Source organism: Pseudoalteromonas tunicata (assembly GCF_002310815.1).
Taxonomy (GTDB): Bacteria; Pseudomonadota; Gammaproteobacteria; order Enterobacterales; family Alteromonadaceae; genus Pseudoalteromonas; species Pseudoalteromonas tunicata.
In genome coordinates, this window is the sequence record NZ_CP011032.1 from 2,261,127 (window position 1) to 2,280,334 (window position 19,208).

Below are 19,208 nucleotides of genomic sequence, written 5' to 3' on the forward strand. Positions count from 1 at the left end.
CCCTTAAAGCACCTAAAAACTTGACCAAATGAGTAATTCTACAGCCTCAACGCCTTGCTCTGCGGAAATTTAGGAGCGCTAGCGAGTAAATTTTCCGTAGCAGCGACTTGTTAGGCATTATTTAGTCAACCTATCAGCTAATAAAAGAAAATAGTTTGATAATATGGTGAATATGAGGTCATGCGTATTTCTTCGCTTTTGAATTAATAAAGATGCCATTGATGGAGACATCGCTGCTATGTATGCCATTTGGTCTTTCACATACTTTTCGAACTTTGCCATAGCAGAAGGAGATCGGTGAGCAATAGCATTTCTTATAACTCGCAATTCAAACATTTTCTCAGGTGCTTCGCAGGATTTTTGAACCCTTGAGTTTTTCCTAAAATAATCATCAATGCGTTGCTGAAAAAGTTTTGCGTCTAGCCAATCGGTAAAATCTTTATCTCGATCTTTCCTATTTTTATTAATTTTTTTGAATGCTTCGTTAATATTTTTTGATGCTGGACCATGGGGCTTTATTTCATAATTCCCCCTAGTTTTTGCCTTGCACATGCAGCGAAGGAAGTACTCTTCAATAAAACACTCCCAACTGACAACAAGACGGATAAAACACCCTTCTATATGAGTATCTCTCTCCAAGCTTTCTTGCTCATTGGACAGCCTAAGAACAATACGATTCAGATTTTGGATTTCCTTATCGAAATTTTCATACGTTGCCTTTAATGAATACGCCATATTAAACTACCAACTTAGCTATTTCCTCATGCCTAAAACGCCTTTGTGCAACATTACCGGTACTTTGTTTAAACTGGGATTTTAGTACTGGATCAAAATTTGTCTGTACATACTGCACGCAAAACTCTTCCATTTTTTCCAATGTTTTACCAATGTCAATTTTCCCAGTTTTTTCGTTTTCCCTACCTTCAAAGCCATAAAGTCGAGCATAAACAACCAAAAAAAGTGAATAGAACATGAATTTGGGTTTGAATACATTTCTTATATGATTTGATTCGAATAGAGTGCCAATTACAGTAAGCGTTTTATTAAAGTGCTCGTTGATTTGGTGTTTCAAAGGAAACTCATCGTCAAACTCTTTATACATCTTTTCAATCAGCTTCGAGCTAGCTGACTTTGTGCCATAAATAATCGTATATAAAATGTCAGAAACAAGGGAAGCATCTGCCATTCTAGCTATTACAGCTGGTGTAAGTATTTTAAACTCTACCCAAAACGTGTTGTATTCAGATGCCAGCTCATAAATTAGAGTTTTAATCTCTCCTGCGTAAACAGAATTTAGCTTCTCTTGGCTGTTTAGAGGCAAACTAAAGGAATTCAAACGTGAGAAGATTGAAATTATATCGCTATCTGAAGCCCCTCTAATTGATATAAATGACACCTCAAAGTCTTCAACCATTAATTGCTCTTCGGCAGGCAGCTCTCTAAAAGTGCAGCCGTAAAATTCTTCATCATAAATATTTTTAGATAGCAAAAACTCATCTCTGTAAAATTCTACTATTGTGGAGATCCTTTGCTGCCCATCAATAATTTCCTTTTTTCTCTTCCCACTATCGTCAACGTAATCCCTTAAGTAGATTGGTGGGAGTGGAAAATTATTGAGAATCGTATCCATTAAGGCCGTTTTAGCATTAACAGGCCAGGCTGTTCTACGCCGTTGATATTTGGGTTGAATAGATAATTCTCCACTCTCCAAAAGCCTTGCGATATCAAGAATGCTGTACATCCTTTGAGATAGTTGTATTTTTGCCATTGTTTTTCCTTTTTAATATCTTATGTCGGCTATTACCGCCACTCTTAATATTTGCACCGCTGCCTAACGCTTTGCTAATTGGCTGCCGCAGCGTAGCGTAGGCAGTCCAGTGGAGGCCACGCTTTTTGTGGCCGGAACGAAATTAAGCAACTTGTTATGTTTTACTTGACCTTCTTCCAAGTCCTTGCTCCCGTAACCCCAACTAGCGATGTATATACAGAATGAGTGTCGTTCCACAATGTATTCTTTTTATTTATACCCTTGCGGCTTTTGCGTTTACCAAGAGCTTGCTGCTGTTGTACCCTAGCGTTGTAAAGAGCCTCTGCCTCTTCAAGTGAGACATTTTGTTTTAAAGCAATTTGGGAAATTTTATACTTTTTGATTTTTGCATTATCAGATAGTTTTTGCGCTTTACGCTCAACTTTCATGGACTCTTCTTTATTTTCATTATCCATTTGATGCAAAACTCCCCAACTTAACTAAAAACAATCGTGGTAGAGCGACCCATTACTGGGCCGACCCCACACAGATCCGGACGTGCGGAATTACCGCATCCGGCTCTTCAGTTATATATTCACGCGTGTAAATCAACACGCTCCTAGTACCAATCTACGTGAATAAATCGCTTACTCACTCTTGGTCGCTCAATTGCATAATACATTAGCATCTTCTTGAAATTACTCCAATTGTAACTGCGTCTGCCACTGCGCCTATTCAGCCATTTGTATAAACTGTGCAACACATAACTGTACAATCTATCAAGGCTGCAGCTGTTGTCTGGCAGGCCAAAGTAATTTCGGTATCCCATCAGTTTGCGTTTCAGTTGCGGCATCCAAGTGTTGAGCTTGTTTGACCGCTTGGCTTTGATGTATTGGTAAAACTCGCTCATGCTGGCGCGGTGCTTTTCCGCCCCTGTTCGCCGCCTGAGTCGAGGTTTTCCCTGTGCATCTTTTGCCCAGTAAAAGGCAAAACCAAGAAACACAAATTGCCGTTTTCGACTCGGGTGAAATCGACTAAATCGTAGCAGTGAGGTTTTCTCCTCAGCCACTTCTAAATTGCTTATGTTTAAATAAAAGTCTTAAGTCGTTTTGGCAGCACCTCGTAAAATCGCTCAGCATCGTTGGCGTACTGAAACGCACACACAAAATCATCGGCGTACCGGATGAGCATCGCGCGGCCACGCATTCGGGGTTTTACTTTCTTTTCAAACCATAAGTCGAGTGCGTAATGCAGGTAGATGTTCGCCAGTACCGGGCTAATGATCCCCCCTTGCGGCGTACCGCTTTTCGGGTATTCAAATACCCCTTCAGGTGATTTTATGCGGGCTTTAAGCCATTGGCTGATTAAACTCAGCATGGCTTTGTCATCAATGCGTTGTTTGAGCATCTTCATCAGCCAGTTGTGATCAAGGTTGTTGAAGAAGCCTTTAATGTCAGCCTCCACAATGTAACCGTATCCTTTAAACTGAAGATTCAACGCTAAACTGTGCACCGCTTGATGGGCGCTTTTATTCGGTCGGTAGCCATAGCTATTGGGCAGAAAATCCGCTTCCCAGATACTTTGCAATATCTGGCTCACGCCTTGTTGCACCAATTTATCATCCACCGTGGGCAAGCCCAGCGGTCTCTGTTTGCCATTTGCTTTGGGAATAAAGACACGTTTGATGTCATTGGCTCGAAAGCGCTTATGCTTCAGGGCATCGCTCAGTCGAGTAATGTTGCCAACAAGTTGCTGCTGATAAGCAGGCATGGTGATGCCATCAATACCAGCGGCTGCTTGTTTATTGAGCTGACCCCAACTTTGATACAGGAAATCTTCCCTTAGTAATCCGTATAAGTTCTGAAACCTGTGTTTGGGGTGGCGCTGTGATTTAAATGTGATCGCGTTTAGTTCGGTTATCATAGTGAGTCCAGCCCTACATTGTCCGGCCTATGTGTCTGCTAAACACGTGATATAACTGCCAGCCCCTTCGCCATGTGATCGGCTTTCCCGTCTCAAACTACTACGAACTGGTCTGACTGCCAAAGGGTCATCGTTGGCCTTGCTTTTGACTTAGCTTCCCTACCGCTTCCTTGCGGAACACCTTTGGCTCTCTCAAGTTCCTGATGCATCTCTTTAAACATGCCACGGCTTAATAACTCCGCTGACTCGCCACAACCTCACTCATTACGGTTGCTTTGCTTGGACTTCAGTGGCGTTACAAACCTCGTCAGTCAGACTGTATTTATCGGAGCGATCTCAGCACTTCAGGGACACGGATCCCCTGTGGCCTACTTAATTCTCTGTGTACGCTTCACCTATCTTGTTCGCTGAAAAAAAAACAGCTCCGCCATAGGCGCAACACTCGATACGGGTGGTGAGTTAAACCTTACCCGACAGGGACTTGCACCCTGCAAGATGCATCAAGCTTCGCTTGACGCACTAACGCCCGCCACAAGCGCGAGCAACGTGTTGCGAGTCGAGCCGCGAAGCGGCGTTTTGATGGCGATTGTTATATGCCAATTTAGACATAAAGACTTATCAAGACAATGGTTAGGATAATTACCGCAAATCCCGTACATATAATGCGACCTTCATGATCTTCAACCTGTCGGCCACGAGGATAATTACCTAAAGTAACAATATTTAGAAATATACGACCAACCCAATAGATAAGAAACTCGCAAATAGCTTCCAATAGGATGAAGCGGATAAATCTAAGAATAGCTTTGAATGCTCCTTCGGCTAACTCTTCCACCGAAACCTCCTTGGCATATAACGTTAAGCACAACGGCAGTTCGTAAGTTGTGCGTTGTGGAATATTTTTGCGAAGCAAAACCACATAAGCGCGACTTACGAACTGTCCAGCCGCGCAGCGGCGTGTTGCTGCGCCTTGTTAGAGCTTTTTTTGGCAATAGATTATAAACAGTAAAGTTATAGCAGTTATTAATGGCGCTAAGCCAAAAAGTAATTTATTACGTAATATTTCAGCTGAACTAATATAATGAACAGGCTCTATATTGAAAGGGCTAGATGCAAGTACGGCAAAAATTGAGCCTATAAGTAAACCTAACCAGATATATTTTGGTATTGTACCTAGGGTTAGTTTTCTATAGGAAAATATTACCCACCAAAGTGAATAAACCGCGAAGGAAAGAACAACTAAAAACGCAAATATGTATAAATAGACAGGAGTAACCCCACCCTTATTACCTTGGAAAAAACCAAGTATTGACACTACTATTCCAAGGGCAAGCATCAGTGTTGTTGGCATCATAAATATTAGCGATTCAATCACTACGATAGACAAAAATACCTTGCTATATATTTTTTTCATTTCGCATTGCTCTAACGCCCCATTCAGGGGCTTTTAATAGTTGGCTAAAATAACGAACGCAGTGAGAAAAGACAACTGTTAAAAGTCCCGCACTGCAATGGCTTGTTATGTGTATTTAAACCAATCCTAATTTATTCAAAATGTATAACAATGCAAAGCCACTTAGGCACCCAATAAAGCCACCTATAATCATTTTACGAACATATAACCGGTTTGGCTTGTACCACTTTTTTTGAAATAACTCAGGTAAATGAAATATGGCAACTGCATTAGAATATCCAGATTCTTTTAATGTTTGCTCATTAACTGAAAAGAGAGCCATAAGTGCACCAACAAATAAACTCAAGAAAGATATAAGTAAAAAGAAAAATAATAAAATTAACATCTAACTAGTACCTCCCTATACACATAACGCTTATTCGACGGAACTTTCCGTATTTAAAAACGGACTTTTCCGTAGTTGTAAATTTATTTGGCAATACATTAACCAAAAAACTCACTACAGACAACACGTTATAAAATTAATTTTATAACGTTAAGTGAAAATACGGAAACATCCGTCTAACAAGAGCGGCTTGACATTTTTTGAATAACTGTATACTTAAACAGTGGTTATTAGTGGAGTATAAAAATGCCAACGCAATCACCCTTTTTAGACTTCGTAACTGGAGAGATGTACAAACGCCGCTATGCTAAGCGCACGGTGGAAACGTATTTACATTGGATCCGTTTTTATATTTTATTTCATAAAAAGCAGCACCCTAAAGACTTAGCGGAGCAACATGTAGAGCAGTTTTTAACCTACCTTGCAGTCAATCGGCATGTTGCAGTGCAAACACAAGCATTGGCACTAAATGCACTCAGTTTTTTGTATAAAGAGATTTTACAGCGGCCGTTATCACTTAACCTTAATTTTAATCAATCAAGTAAGCCGAGAAAACTGCCTGTTGTATTAACCAAAGACGAAATCAAACGTCTGTTAAGAGAAATTGATCCTGGCTATTTGCTACTGGCGCAATTGTTATATGGTAGCGGTTTGCGGTTAATGGAGGCGGTGCGGTTACGGGTTGCGGCCATTGATTTTGATTACCTATCCATCATGGTATGGCATGGTAAAGGTGGTAAGCACCGTCGGGTGACCTTAGCGCCTGAGCTGGTGCCGGCATTAAAACGCCAAACTTCCTTGGTCGAGGCTTATTATCAGCAAGATCTGGAAACTGCAGATTATGCTGGGGTTTGGTTACCTTTTGCTTTAGCCCGAAAATATCCCAGTGCGCCAAAAGAGCTTGGCTGGCAGTATTTATTTCCATCCGGCAAACTAAGCATTGATCCTGATTCTACATTGCTGCGTCGCCATCATATTGATGAGTCAGGTTTGCAAAAGGCGGTCAAGAGTGCCTCCCGCAAAGCGGCTATCGGCAAGCATGTTAGCTGCCACACTTTACGCCACTCTTTCGCCACCCACTTGTTACAAGCGGGTATGGATATCCGCACTGTGCAAGAGCAGCTAGGGCATTCCGATGTAAAAACCACGCAAATTTATACTCATGTGCTAAAGCAAGGAGGCAATGCCGTGCAAAGCCCACTATCGCAACTACTGTAAGCTAACCTAAAGCTTGTAACAGACTCGCTAAGTAAGGAGTTTTAGTCATTCATAGTAAGTGAGAAGCGCAAACAACATGATCTTTACGTTGTACACATACTTAAGGACTGTCAATCTTAATGAATTTAAAACAACAACTTAAATAATACGGTTTTTACCAAAATTAGTCTGTTCTGATCTTTTTTTGCCTTTGATCATAAAAAGTAACACTTAACTTCAACCCCTATTTCACATTTTTAAATGCAATAATTAGCAAGGTTACTGATAAACTTCATAATAGACAATAAGATACAAGTCTAATTTTCTTACAACTTATTACAAGCACACTATTTTATACCGATGAAAAAGCGGCCGAGCTTTGCTCGCCTTCGCAAGCAGGCTTGCACCTACGCAAATATCAAAACATACGCCGATGCCAACAAATTACCCCTTAAATCAAACCTGAAAAAATAGATTTGATGAATAATGCGCGACAGGAAGTCGAGCAAGCCATGCTAAGGCATGGGTGAAAAGCATTGCTTTGAACGAGAGGCCTTGGATGGCCGAACTGGGTAGCGTACAGGGATGTATTAGCGAGCCGTTTCATGGCGGTTATGGTTCACATCAAATGTATTTTTGAAGATCAGTTTGCCTATTTTTTGAAAATCTGGGGCGCCGAGGGGTTCCAAGGGGAGACCGGCGATAGCCTCCCCTTGGCTGCCGTCGCCAGTGCGGCAACAACAATGCTAATTTAAAAAGCGGTTTTTAAAACTAAACACAGTTATTGATGTGAAAATGGCTTTTTAAAAGCTGTCGGGCTAAAGCCAAACCTACAAAAAGCGGCCGAGCTGCGCTCGACTTCGCAAGCAGGCTTGCACCTACGTCAATACCAAAGCTCACATTAATACCAATAAAAAACCGGCTCGCGCCGGTTTTTTTAATCTTAATGTTAATCGCTTATAAGCAAACTAATTTAGCGCACACCTAATAATGCCGCTTGCTCTGCTTGGCTGGCTAGGTATTCATCAAAAGTGCCGTGGAAATTCACAACTTTTTTATCTTTAATATCAATAATACGAGTTGCCAATGAGGATACAAACTCACGGTCATGGCTGACAAAAATCAAGGTGCCTTGATAATCTTTCAGTGCATTGTTCAGCGCTTCAATGGCTTCCATGTCCATGTGGTTGGTTGGTTCATCCATGATTAAGACGTTAAAATCTTGCATCATTAATTTGCCAAATAACAGGCGGTTTTTTTCACCACCCGAGCAATTTTTGGCTTTTTTATTAGCGTCGTCGGCGGTAAACAATAAACGGCCTAACATGGCGCGAACCATTAAGTCGTTGTGTTTTGCGGTGCGCCATTGTGACATCCAATCAAATAAGCTTAAGTCGTTATCAAAATCTTTAGTGCTGTCTTGCGGGCAATAACCCACTAAAGCATTTTCAGACCACTTCACTACCCCGTTATTTGCCGCAAGTTCATTCATTAAACAACGAATAAACGTGGTTTTACCCACACCGTTTTCGCCGATAATCGCCAGTTTGGCACCTGCTTCTAAAATTAACTCGCCTTTTTCAAACAAGATTTCGTCATCAAAACCATGACCAAAGTTTTCTAAAATCAGCGCTTGGCGATGCATTTTTTTGCCTTCAGCAAAACGAATGCTAGGGGCGATACGGCTACTTGATTTAACTTCATCAAGAGTAATTTTATCCATGCGTTTTGCGCGCGAACTGGCTTGTTTTGCTTTTGATGCATTAGCACCAAAGCGGTTTACGAAGTCTTGTAACTCTTCGATTTCAGATTGCTTTTTCGCATTGCCCGCTAACAATTGCTCACGGATAAGGGTTGATGCTTCGATAAATTTTTCGTAGTTACCTGGGTAAATGCGCAGCTCACCGTAGTCAATGTCGGCCATGTGAGTACACACGGCGTTTAAAAAGTGACGGTCATGAGAAATAATGATCATGGTGCATTTACGTTGGTTTAGCTCGTTTTCAAGCCAACCAATGGTATGAATGTCTAAGTTATTGGTCGGTTCATCGAGCAATAAAATATCAGGATTGGCAAACAAGGCTTGCGCTAAAAGCACGCGCAGTTTCCAACCTGGGGCTACTTGTGACATTAAACCAAAGTGGAATTCTTCTTCAATACCTGCTTTTAATAAAATATCGCCGGCGCGACTTTCGGCGCTGTAACCGTCCATTTCACCGTATTGGCTTTCAAGGTCGCCCACGCGCATGCCGTCTTCTTCGCTCATTTCTGGCAAAGCATAAATACGGTCACGTTCTTGTTTTACTTTCCAAAGTTCGGTGTCGCCCATAATTACGGCATCAATAACCGTATATTGCTCAAAGGCAAATTGGTCTTGGCTTAGCGTGCCTACTTTTAAACCAGGGGTGATTGAGACATTGCCAGAAGTAGGCGTCAGCACACCGCTTAAGATTTTCATGAATGTTGATTTACCACAACCATTGGCGCCAATAAGGCCGTAACGGTTACCGTTACCAAATTTAGCGGAAATATTCTCGAACAAAGGTTCGGCACCAAACTGCATGGTGATATTAGCGGTTGAGATCAAAATTAATTCCTAAGCAATGCCTGCAAATCGTTTTATGGTACAAAAAACCAGCTAAACGCTTGCGTAAATGTCGGTCTAAATGAGGGCGCAAATTATACAGAGCCTAACGGCATGATGTCGAGTAATGCTTTGGATTATTCTCCTTAGATACAGTATAAACATACCTCGTGGTGCATCAGTTTCCTAACGCACTACATAAAATACCGTTTTATCTTCTACCCTACTTCAGGTAATTCTTTTCAACGTTAACTGCGTAAGTTGTGCATTGGCCAACTAGTCAGTAAAGCGCGACTGGTGTGCCACGCACTGATCAAGAGCACCGCGGCAACTAATAATACGCTTACTATTATTCCTTTAATAATGAGTGCATTAATCGTTAACCATGAAGCGAAGCCGTTTGGTGCACTGAGCAAAAATAGCAAACCAATACACACTACAAGTAAAAAACAGGCTTTTAATAATAAGCTCAACATAGCGATTGCTTGCAGCACTATAAACCGAGAAGTTGTTGCGCCTAGCAATAAGTGCATGCCCATTTGCGCACGACTTAAGGTGTGTTGGTAATTGAGTAAACTGTAAATACCGCTGGCTGCAATTAAAAGTGCAAAGCTGCCGAGTAAAAAACTACTCCACAATGCAAGGCGCTGATATTTAAATGCCGCAGATTTAAAATCTGCCACCGAGATAAAGGCCAATACTCGTGCTTGTGGGTTCAGTTGTTGGATCAGTTTATTGAGCGTATTGATGCTTGGCTTTATACCATTTTGTGTACGAATAAGGGTATGAGTATGATAAAAATTCACCGGTAAATAAACCCGATCAATTGGCCCTACATTAGGCTGGTGAATATCCTTAACAATACCAATTAAGGTATAAGGCTGGTCAGGTTGGCGTGAATAAAGTGTACGGCCAATATCTTGATAGGTCAGGCCAAGCTTATTGGCCACAGTTTGATTAATTAGCATCACGCGGGCACCATTATTTACTTCATCATCGCTAAAAGTCCGGCCCGCAAAAATAGTTTGCTCTGTGGTATTAAAAAACGCCGCGCTGATGCCATGACCATAGGCATTGATTTGCGTTGCCTCATTAAACTCGGTATTGACTGCGCTAAACCACGCATATTCTAAGGGGTGATCCATCGCCAATGCCGCACTGTTTACCTCAGGTAGCTGTTGTATGGCTGTAAGCAATGCTAGCGCTTGGTGTTTTTTAGCTGCGTAAACCTCACCGTTATAGTCAAAATCTGGCAGTTCTAACTGAAGTAAATACAGGTTTTGCTCATTAAATCCAAGCGGCGTATTAAGCGCCTGCCAACTCCACAGCATAATGCTACTCATGGCTGCCACGAGCAATAAAGCAAGCGTCAACTGGGCCACCAGCAAACCTTGTTTAATTGCGGTTGATAACTGCTGCGCAGCGCCCTTGCCCGATTGGCGCAGCGACAATATTAACTGTTTAGCGTTCAGATTTAATAACGCGATTAAGGCGAATACTATTGCAAGCCCAACACATAAACCCAATACCGCCAACTGAACCGGCCATGAAAGCGCCAAACGACTCAATAAACTAAATTCATCACTGCCCCAAAATTGCACTTGTTGCAGCAAGATATAAGCAATTGCATTGCCCAAGAGATAACTAATAAAAAATAGTAATCCAGTTTGCAATAATAACTGAGTAAACACCTGACGAGGTGTCGCACCGAGTGCCATTTCAATCGCCAGTTTTTTTTGCTGCTCGGTCACGCGCATAATAAACAAGGCCAATACATTCACTAACGCAATCAGCAGTAATCCAATGGCTGCCAGTAACAGGGTATGGCTTGTGGATTCACTCTTGCCGTGTAACTGCTCTTTCAAAGACACCAGTTCAAAGCGCACCTCATGATCTTTAAACGGAGTATTGAGGTGATCTTGCTTAAATGTTTGTTGTTGCTGCGGCGTAATCAACTGCGCGGCTTGATTGGCTGAAAACTGATTATTTAGCCGCCCAAGTACTTTTATTTGCGGGCGAATAGCCCCGCTATTTCCTGGCATTAAATCCACCCAGTTACTGGCTAAAAACGGTAAATACACCTCGCTAAAGCGCCCTGGTTGATAAAGTTCAGCTTCTTGGCTTTGCTGTGTTAATACACCCGTAATACGATAACTTTGCTCACGTAAACGAATGGTTGTACCAATCACATCGCTGGCGCCTGCTAATTGGTTTTGCCAAAACGTATAACTCACTACCACTTCATGATTAAACGCATTGCGACTGCTTGGCTCACTAAACGGCCCACCAAGCTCGAACTCCATGCCCATCAATTCAAATAAAGTGGCAAAACCAAAGGTGGCATTTAGCCTTGGGCTTGCCTGCTCAGTGATCATTAAAATATCGTGATAAACCAACGGGCTGGCTAAATCAAACACGGATTCTTGTGCGATATCAAAGGCAGCCACAGCCGATAGTGCATTACTGTAAAATGGCTTATCTTGATGATAAATGTGGCCTTTAACGCTATACAAATGCTCAGCGTGTGGATACGGTAAAGGTTTCACCATTACTTGCAAATATAAGGTGATGGCGGCCATTAACGCGCCTATACTGACCGCTAAAATAAACAGCACATTAAGGCTAAATACTCTGTGATGGCGTAACGAGCGCCACGCTTGCAGTATCAAATAGCCCATTATTTTAGCCCCCTTAAACTATACATTGCCGGGCGAGTAATAAATCGGCGCAGCGGGGCATAACAGGCCCAGACTTGCACCATCAAAATGAGTGTTAATGTTAATAACCAACTATAACCAAATGATATATTAACTATTAATAGCTCAGTATTAGAGATTATCAGCATCAAAAAAACGCTTGCAAAGGTAAAACCCAGTAGCAGAGCTTTGCTATTTTCACCCAATAATAACCGCAGTATATCGCGCCCTTTAGCACCAAGCGCCATGCGTGTGCCCCACTCTAACGCCCGCTCATGCACAGTGAAACTGACCATCGCATACAAGCCAGCGGCTCCAATAAACAAAGTAAAAATAATCAGTATCAAGGTCAGATAAAACGTCATATTAGATAAAAACAACAACTGAGTTTTGTCTTTTTCAAGGCTTTGATAAGAAAAGAGTTGGTACTGTGAACCCAGCTGCCCGATAAGTGTCGCAAGCTCATTGCGGCTCATTGCCTGCTGTTTTTGTTTGAACTTGAGCATAATATTATTACGAGTACCATTGTCAGGTGCATACAAACGGGCAATTGAGCGAGTTTGATTTGGTAAGACCAAATCCTCAACCACTCCCATTATTCGATAGCTCTGCTCAAACAAGGTAATTGTTTGACCAAGCACCTCGCCATTTTTTGCCAGCATCTTTGCAAAGGTTTCATTAACGATAACCTTTTTGTCTCGTTGCACTAATTGGTTTTGAGTAAAGTTATCGCCGCGTAATAATTTTTGGCCAAGTAAACGAAAATAATCTTCATCAATAAATTTTGTTTCTGGCAAATACGGGGTATTGGCTACATCTGTAATCGAGAATTGACCAAACCATGCCAAAGGTGACAAAGAAACACTCACATCACTTATTGTTGGCTGCTCAAGTAAAGCTAATTTGAGTTGCTGCATTTGCGCTATATTCTCCATCCGACCTAAACCTGATGGATTTTTTGGGCTCAACCTTAACTGATAAAGGCCTTCGACTGGTAAATTACTTTTTGCAAACACCAGTTTGGCAGCCTGCTCAAAATGACTGATATTCAAACAAATAATGGTTGCGCATAGCGCTATTTGGCTGGTCACTAAACTTGTACGAAGTACTGAATTAATACCTTGGCTAACGCCTTTGCCACTACTTTTTAAACTGAAAATAATATGTTTGAAATCAATGCTGCGCGCGCTGATGTAAACAAACCAAAGTGCAATGCTGACTAAAACGAGCAGCAAAATAACCACGACTTGAGCTGTTAAACGCAATTGTGTCATGCCAGCTAGCCATTGGCCTGCATAGTTGGCGAATAAGTACACTCCTAGGTAGGCGATTAAACCAGCAAAAATAAACGCTAAAAACAATAAAATACTTAATTCAATCAATAACATTTGCTTTATCGCACTAGGCTGTGCCCCGAGTGAAAGATGAATGGCAAATGTACGGTGTTTTGCACCATTATATGCCATCACCAAATTACTGACATTGACCAGAGCAATCAAAAACAATGCTAATGCCGCTATCATAACAAACATAGCAAAGCGTTGGCTGGGTCCAAACATGGTCTCTTTTAATGGCGTTTGTTTGATTTTAGTGTGCCAATCTTGATAGTTATTTTGGTTAGCAATCCCTTGTTTAAATATCTCGTTTAACGCTGCTGAAAAGCTAAACTGCATTTGTGCCGCTTGTGGGTGAGCGACATCGATTTTACTCACCACTTTTATTGCTTCATCCGGAGTTGTCCACTGCCCCCAATTCATTTGAATTGACCAGTTAAACCGCCACGGCAAAAAAACGGCTGTTTTTCTACCGGTTTGAAATAACTCCGGCTCAACAAAATTCTCTGCAACGACACCCACAATAGTATAAGAAACACCACGAAGCTCGATACTCTGGCCAATAATGTCAGGGGTTTGTGACAACTCAGTGTGCCAAAACTCATAACTAATCAGCGCCTCAGGCAAACTATCATTAATATGCGTAACCGAACTGAAATCACGCCCCAATACCAGTGGTACATCAAACGTACTCACCCAATTAGGGCTGACATACACACTGTTTACCCTCGGCGTATTGGCTAACGAGCTGATCACATCTGCAATATAATACGACAAAATCACCTGTTGCTTCAGTGGTGAAAATGCCGAAGATTCGGTCTTGCCATTAACATTTGGGCTGTTTTGTTGCTCAGTATTTAATTCATACCATGCGTTGGCTGCGGGCAGACTAAACTGGGTTGAGATAAGCGCTTGTACTTGATTAAAAATTTGATGCTCTGTAACAAACAGCATTGATTTTAAATCATAATCGAGTGGTTTAAAAAACAACACCCATGAAATACTCATCAAGGCACCAAGCGCCCCTAAGGTAATTGCTAAACTACTCATTACGGTCATTGCATACATAGGTGCTTTGGCGATGTTCATCAAAGCTACTTTTAAGGTGTAATTCATACCTCTCCCCTTAAGCTTTCAATTGCTGGGCGCACAATAAAACGGCGCAGAGGTAAATACTGTGCAACAGCACTTACAGTCATCACTAATAAACTACTAATAAAAAAGCTAACCAAATTAAAATCTGTGGCAAACACCAGCAAAGAAACCAGCCAACCAGCACCTAACCCAAGTAGTATCGCTTTAAGGCGTTGGCCAAATACACATTGGATAATATCAATCGGCTTTGCGCCCACAGCCATTCGTGTGCCTATCTCATGTTGGCGCATTTGAGTGCTGACACGAAACACCCCATAAATCCCTAAAGTTGCAATCATTAAGGTAAACAGGCCCACAAATAAAGCGCTTACGAGCAGTAGACGTTCGGTTTGCTGTAACTGAAAATACTTATCGCTAAAATGATAAAAATCATCAATCACATAGTCATTATTTAAACGTTTGAGCACCGCAATCACCTCTGATTTTTTAATCGGCCGGTCTGCTTTGAACAAAAAATCAGTTGTACTTAATGCTGAGGGTTGATAAATGGTAAAGCGGTCATTATCTACTTGTGGAATGACGCTATTGGCAACCACGCCAATCACCGTAAAAGCGGGTTCTCCCGGTGTGATTCTCATTCCTACCGCAGACCCATTGGGTGCAAGATACTGCGCCAGGTTTTTATCAATAATCATGTTGTTTGTTTGTAATTGTCTGTCTTGATTATCAAAAAAACGTCCCTCCAATAATGGCCTATCAATCAGATTAAACGACGTTTCGCTGGCAGTATTAATAAACAGGCTAAAGCGTTGATCAGTGACTTGGTCATGAATGGGCCACCCCCAATAATGAGCAAAGGGCGAACGTGCCTGACTGACCTCTACCATACCTGGAATTAACATTAGGGCGTGCTGAAAATCCACCATGTGTTGCGCCCTTTGTTCCTCTGATGGACGCAAAACACCGGCATGTGTAAGCGCTAGGCTGTAGCGCCCTTCTAATGCAAAACCACTCTTTTGAGTAAGAGCCTGATAGGCCTTTGCTAGTACCATGCTTGCGCCACAGATAATCACAACAGCAACACCCACTTGAATGGCAATAACAATCTGTTGCTTACTGGAACTTATTTGTACATTCGTACCTTTTCCTGATTGTTTTAATGCACGATGAATAAGTCTTAAGTTGACTGAAGACCCCCCATAAAAACGCATGAACACCGTCATCAATACCAGCAGAACACTCGACAATAACATTGAATAAGGCGTCATTTCGAGTTCACTAGCACGTAAAATAAAGCCTGAAAAATAACGCTGACAAAGCGCTAATAAACCACTTGATAAAGCTACTGCGCACAAGCCTGCCGTTAACATCAATAAACCAAGGTAAAGGCTATGCTGCAAAGTAATATCACTTTGTTTTGCACCAACAGCAATATGCACAGCTATGGTATGGTTATTTTGTTGTTGTTTTACTTGCATAAAATTAGCAATATTAACGGTGGCGATCACTGCCAATCCTAAAACCGCTAAACATAAAATCAGTAAATTTTGAGTATTATCACCCAGTAAAACGTCATTGAGGGGTGTGAGCGTACTTTTAATCGACCAATCGTTAAAAAATGGCGTATCACTTAAGTTGTCTTTCCATAATTGGTTCATACGCAGCGTCAAGGTGTCGCCAAGCGATGAATTTACATTTTGAGGCTCGGCGATTTTAGCCAGCATCGCCAAGGGGGGGCTAATTGAACCCCAAGCGCTCTCCCTTGTTTTATGGGGGTTAAAAGCAAAGGGTAACCACACCTCTCTTGGCTTATCGCGATGTAATAAGGGTTCAATAAAATCTTTGCTTATCACCCCTTTAATCTGAAATGAATCACTATACAAGGTAATATATTGCCCGATCACATCAGGGGAACCTGCAAATTCGCGCTGCCACAACGCTTCACTAATAAACGCCTCTGGGAGTTGATTGCCAAGGATTAAATCGTTTTCAGAAGTGCTCATTTTTTGCCCCAGCACCATGGGTATATCCAGCAACGTAAACCACTCAGGGCTGACATAACTGACCATTAATTTCGGTTGATTCGGTAATGAACTTATTACTACCTCGTCATAAAAATTCAGTGCAACTGAGCCTATGTCTGCACTTTCACGGTACACCTGCATCATGACTGGGTACGTCCAAGCCCGGTTATCGACTTTACCGGCATGATTTAGCTGTATTTGCTCAATTTTTACTAGTTTATCTTGCTCTGGATACGGCAGTGGTTTGTAGAGCGCGACATAAATCAATGTTGCCACGGTAAATAACGTCGCCATGACTACCGCCATAGTCGCCACAATACTAAAACTCATTAAAGGAGCGCGAGTAATACTCAGCCAAGCTTGTTTTAAAGTATAAGTATTCATACCTCGCCCCTTAAGCTTTCAATGACTGGGCGCGAACAAAATTGCTGTAGCGGTAACAAACTTGCCACAAAAGCCAAGCTTAAGGTAATGATAAAACTCGTGGTGATAATAAACACCGAGGCTGAATCAACCACCCACTGATAGCCAAAAGGCTGCCAATAATACGCCATGACTAAACCAAGGGCACTTAATCCACACCCCATACTCAGTGCAATACTATTATCTTTAAATACAAGTATGAACAATCGGTTAAGTGGTGCACCCACCGCCATGTGGATCCCAATCTCTGTTCGCCTTAATGTGACTGCGTAGCGCAATACACTAAACAAACCTAAACCTGTCAGTAATAAGGTCACCACAATAAGCCCAGCACTTATCACTAATGTGCTATAAGGGCGAAAGAGTGCTTTTTGACGTTGTGCTGCAAGTGGGGTGTAACTAAACACCGCAAGCCCTGCATCAAGTTGCTGTAATTGTTGATTAAGCAGTGCTTTGCTGACCGACTGCCCCGCTTTAAATTGGATCAGTAAATCTGATGAGCCTCGTCTGGCACGAAATACTTTGGCTGGCGTTGCACCTTTACCAGGGATGTCGAGCGTGCGCACCACACCAATTATGGTAAATGCATTTTCAGGCCCCGCAGTCACATCAAAACTGAGTTTTTTGCCAATCGCATTACCGCCAAGCTGCTGTGCAAACACTTGGTTTATCACCAAATAATTGTCATTTTCACCGTAGTGATCTGGCGTAAAAGACTCACCTGCCACCAGTGTTTGAGCCATTAAATTAAAATAATGGGCATCAATTACTTTACCTTTAGGGAGCACTTGTTGCTGTTCACTGAGTTCAATCAACGACCATGTAATAAGGTTATCTTCAAAAGGAGATCGCGACCTGCTAACTTGGTCAACTTCTGGCAACGCCGAGATTTTTTGCACCGCTTGTTCAAGCAAATTGCGCCGATTATCGCCGCTCAAATGCGTAGCGGTACTGATCCTTAAACTGGCCAAATTCGCCACAGGCATCTGCTCGGCGATTAAAACCTCTTGCCAATTTTGCTTGAGCGTGACACTACTCATCGCCACTAAAAAACTGGCCACAGCCACCTGAAAAGTTATCATCAATTGCCGAGCAATCGGCCTTACTTGAATACCCGTGCCTTTACCTGATGATTTTAAATGACTTGCCAAGGTTCGGTAGTGGATCATCTGCATACTCATAGCTGCAAACAACCACGCGAGTACAACACCAATCACCATGATGGCTGCAACCGAAATACCATTAAGCTGTATTTCTTGCGCTCTTGGTAATAATACTTTAAAAAAATCGGCCAGTAGGCGCAGCATGCCATAGGCAAAACCCAGCGCAAGCACCGCTGAAATACCCAATAACAGGCCCGCTTCAGACAAAAAAAGGCGAAATAACGCGCTTTTTTTCGCACCAATTGCACACATAATAGCGATGACTTGACCACGCTTAACAGTCCGAGAAATAAATAAATTACTCATATTCGCAGTGGCAATTATCAACAACCCCAAGACCGCCACCAGCAGCCACACCACGCTCTGCCCTTTGTCACCTAAAATAACGCCATCAAGGGCGTTGAGCTCAAGGGCAACCTGCCAACCTTTAAAAAACTCAGAATCTGAAACATGTTGTTGCCACACATTATTCACATTGATTGATAAACGTGCTGCCAGTTCATCTTTATCTGTACCTGCTGGCAATTTGGCAATAAAGTGACTGTCAGAATAACGGTTCCACCAAAAGCTACGGGCTCTTTCTGAGGTTAAATTAAAATCCCAAGGTAACCAAATTGCAGTTTTGCGCCCCGTTTTTAAAATCTCCGGTTCAATAAACTGCTGCGCAGCCACCCCAATAATTTCAAAACTCACCTGATTTATCACTACAGTTTTGCCAATAATGCTGTTATCGCTGGCGAAGTCTTGCTGCCAACTGGTATAACTTAATACCGCAACCGGATGCTGTTGATTGAGGCCATCACGGGCATCAAAAACACGCCCCAAATGCATTTTCACTGCAAATAAATCAAACCATTCAGGGGTAATAAACGCGGTATTTTTAACCGGTAATTGCGCTAAAGAATCAACAATTTGTTCGCCATAATAGACCAATGCGACTTGCTCAAATACGTCATGATTTTGGTACAAATGGATAAGTGCTTGGTAATTAAACGCACGAGTATTAATTTCTCCTGTTTGGTCAATTTGTACATATTCAGCTTTCACTAACCGCGCCTGATCTGGGTAAGGCAATGGTTTATAAAGCAGTAAATACGCCATTGTTAGTACCGTGATCAATGCTCCAAGCGTTAAACCTAAAGTACCAATAACCGCACCACTAAATAAGGGAGCCTGTTTTAAACTCTGCCAAGCAGCCTGAAGTTGATATATCATTGCAACAT

General features: G+C 42.0%; 13 protein-coding genes. 1 reads left to right on the top strand and 12 read right to left on the bottom strand.

Features of this window, described 5'->3' with window-relative positions:
- Positions 1-117: 117 nt before the first annotated feature.
- The 7 genes from PTUN_RS10245 to PTUN_RS10275 all read right to left on the bottom strand — a co-directional run bounded on the left by PTUN_RS10245 (position 118) and on the right by PTUN_RS10275 (position 5,469).
- Positions 118-735 carry a hypothetical protein gene (locus tag PTUN_RS10245; RefSeq protein ID WP_009840204.1) on the bottom strand — a complete coding sequence of 206 codons (618 nt, stop codon included), beginning with the start codon at positions 733-735 and terminating at the stop codon, positions 118-120.
- A 1-nt stretch (position 736) separates the two neighbouring features.
- On the bottom strand, positions 737-1,768 hold the full coding sequence (locus PTUN_RS10250; RefSeq protein WP_009840205.1) for a DUF262 domain-containing protein: 1,032 nt from the start codon (positions 1,766-1,768) through the stop codon (positions 737-739).
- Between the two features lie 161 nt (positions 1,769-1,929).
- On the bottom strand, positions 1,930-2,223 hold the full coding sequence (locus PTUN_RS10255) for a hypothetical protein (protein ID WP_009840206.1): 294 nt from the start codon (positions 2,221-2,223) through the stop codon (positions 1,930-1,932).
- A 610-nt stretch (positions 2,224-2,833) separates the two neighbouring features.
- Positions 2,834-3,670, bottom strand: a complete 837-nt coding sequence (locus PTUN_RS22215; protein WP_009839314.1) for a reverse transcriptase domain-containing protein — start codon at positions 3,668-3,670, stop codon at positions 2,834-2,836.
- 601 nt (positions 3,671-4,271) lie between these two features.
- A complete protein-coding gene (locus tag PTUN_RS10265) occupies positions 4,272-4,505 on the bottom strand; it encodes a hypothetical protein (RefSeq protein WP_232285023.1) in 234 nt (77 codons plus the stop codon).
- 138 nt (positions 4,506-4,643) lie between these two features.
- Positions 4,644-5,084 (bottom strand): hypothetical protein, encoded by a 441-nt coding sequence (locus PTUN_RS10270; RefSeq protein WP_009840210.1) that lies wholly within the window; start codon positions 5,082-5,084, stop codon positions 4,644-4,646.
- A 115-nt stretch (positions 5,085-5,199) separates the two neighbouring features.
- The gene (locus PTUN_RS10275; RefSeq protein WP_009840211.1) at positions 5,200-5,469 is read right to left on the bottom strand and encodes a hypothetical protein; all 270 of its coding nucleotides are present in this window, start codon (positions 5,467-5,469) and stop codon (positions 5,200-5,202) included.
- A gap of 246 nt (positions 5,470-5,715) precedes the next feature.
- On the opposite strand from PTUN_RS10275, the gene PTUN_RS10280 reads away from it, so the two are divergent.
- Positions 5,716-6,687 carry an integron integrase gene (locus PTUN_RS10280; protein ID WP_096035249.1) on the top strand — a complete coding sequence of 324 codons (972 nt, stop codon included), beginning with the start codon at positions 5,716-5,718 and terminating at the stop codon, positions 6,685-6,687.
- A 952-nt stretch (positions 6,688-7,639) separates the two neighbouring features.
- Here the strand turns inward: PTUN_RS10280 and PTUN_RS10285 are convergent.
- The 5 genes from PTUN_RS10285 to PTUN_RS10305 form a co-directional block, all read right to left on the bottom strand.
- Positions 7,640-9,253, bottom strand: coding sequence for an ABC-F family ATPase (locus tag PTUN_RS10285; protein ID WP_040644169.1), 1,614 nt, complete (start codon positions 9,251-9,253; stop codon positions 7,640-7,642).
- Between the two features lie 245 nt (positions 9,254-9,498).
- Positions 9,499-11,928, bottom strand: coding sequence for an ABC transporter permease (locus PTUN_RS10290; protein WP_009840214.1), 2,430 nt, complete (start codon positions 11,926-11,928; stop codon positions 9,499-9,501).
- A complete protein-coding gene (locus PTUN_RS10295; protein ID WP_009840215.1) occupies positions 11,928-14,396 on the bottom strand; it encodes an ABC transporter permease in 2,469 nt (822 codons plus the stop codon). The genes PTUN_RS10290 and PTUN_RS10295 overlap by 1 nt, the downstream gene beginning before the upstream one ends.
- Positions 14,393-16,783, bottom strand: a complete 2,391-nt coding sequence (locus PTUN_RS10300) for an ABC transporter permease (RefSeq protein WP_009840216.1) — start codon at positions 16,781-16,783, stop codon at positions 14,393-14,395. The genes PTUN_RS10295 and PTUN_RS10300 overlap by 4 nt, the downstream gene beginning before the upstream one ends.
- The gene (locus PTUN_RS10305; RefSeq protein ID WP_009840217.1) at positions 16,780-19,200 is read right to left on the bottom strand and encodes an ABC transporter permease; all 2,421 of its coding nucleotides are present in this window, start codon (positions 19,198-19,200) and stop codon (positions 16,780-16,782) included. The genes PTUN_RS10300 and PTUN_RS10305 overlap by 4 nt, the downstream gene beginning before the upstream one ends.
- Positions 19,201-19,208 lie beyond the last annotated feature (8 nt).

What these genes read in the sequence shown, in the direction of transcription:
- PTUN_RS10280 (WP_096035249.1), top strand. Translation starts at nt 5,716, where the DNA reads ATGCCAACGCAATCACCCTTTTTAGACTTCGTAACTGGAGAGATGTAC.
- PTUN_RS10275 (WP_009840211.1), bottom strand. Translation starts at nt 5,469, where the DNA reads ATGTTAATTTTATTATTTTTCTTTTTACTTATATCTTTCTTGAGTTTA.
- PTUN_RS10250 (WP_009840205.1), bottom strand. Translation starts at nt 1,768, where the DNA reads ATGGCAAAAATACAACTATCTCAAAGGATGTACAGCATTCTTGATATC.
- PTUN_RS10300 (WP_009840216.1), bottom strand. Translation starts at nt 16,783, where the DNA reads ATGAATACTTATACTTTAAAACAAGCTTGGCTGAGTATTACTCGCGCT.
- PTUN_RS10255 (WP_009840206.1), bottom strand. Translation starts at nt 2,223, where the DNA reads ATGGATAATGAAAATAAAGAAGAGTCCATGAAAGTTGAGCGTAAAGCG.
- PTUN_RS22215 (WP_009839314.1), bottom strand. Translation starts at nt 3,670, where the DNA reads ATGATAACCGAACTAAACGCGATCACATTTAAATCACAGCGCCACCCC.
- PTUN_RS10270 (WP_009840210.1), bottom strand. Translation starts at nt 5,084, where the DNA reads ATGAAAAAAATATATAGCAAGGTATTTTTGTCTATCGTAGTGATTGAA.
- PTUN_RS10305 (WP_009840217.1), bottom strand. Translation starts at nt 19,200, where the DNA reads ATGATATATCAACTTCAGGCTGCTTGGCAGAGTTTAAAACAGGCTCCC.
- PTUN_RS10245 (WP_009840204.1), bottom strand. Translation starts at nt 735, where the DNA reads ATGGCGTATTCATTAAAGGCAACGTATGAAAATTTCGATAAGGAAATC.
- PTUN_RS10295 (WP_009840215.1), bottom strand. Translation starts at nt 14,396, where the DNA reads ATGAATTACACCTTAAAAGTAGCTTTGATGAACATCGCCAAAGCACCT.
- PTUN_RS10290 (WP_009840214.1), bottom strand. Translation starts at nt 11,928, where the DNA reads ATGGGCTATTTGATACTGCAAGCGTGGCGCTCGTTACGCCATCACAGA.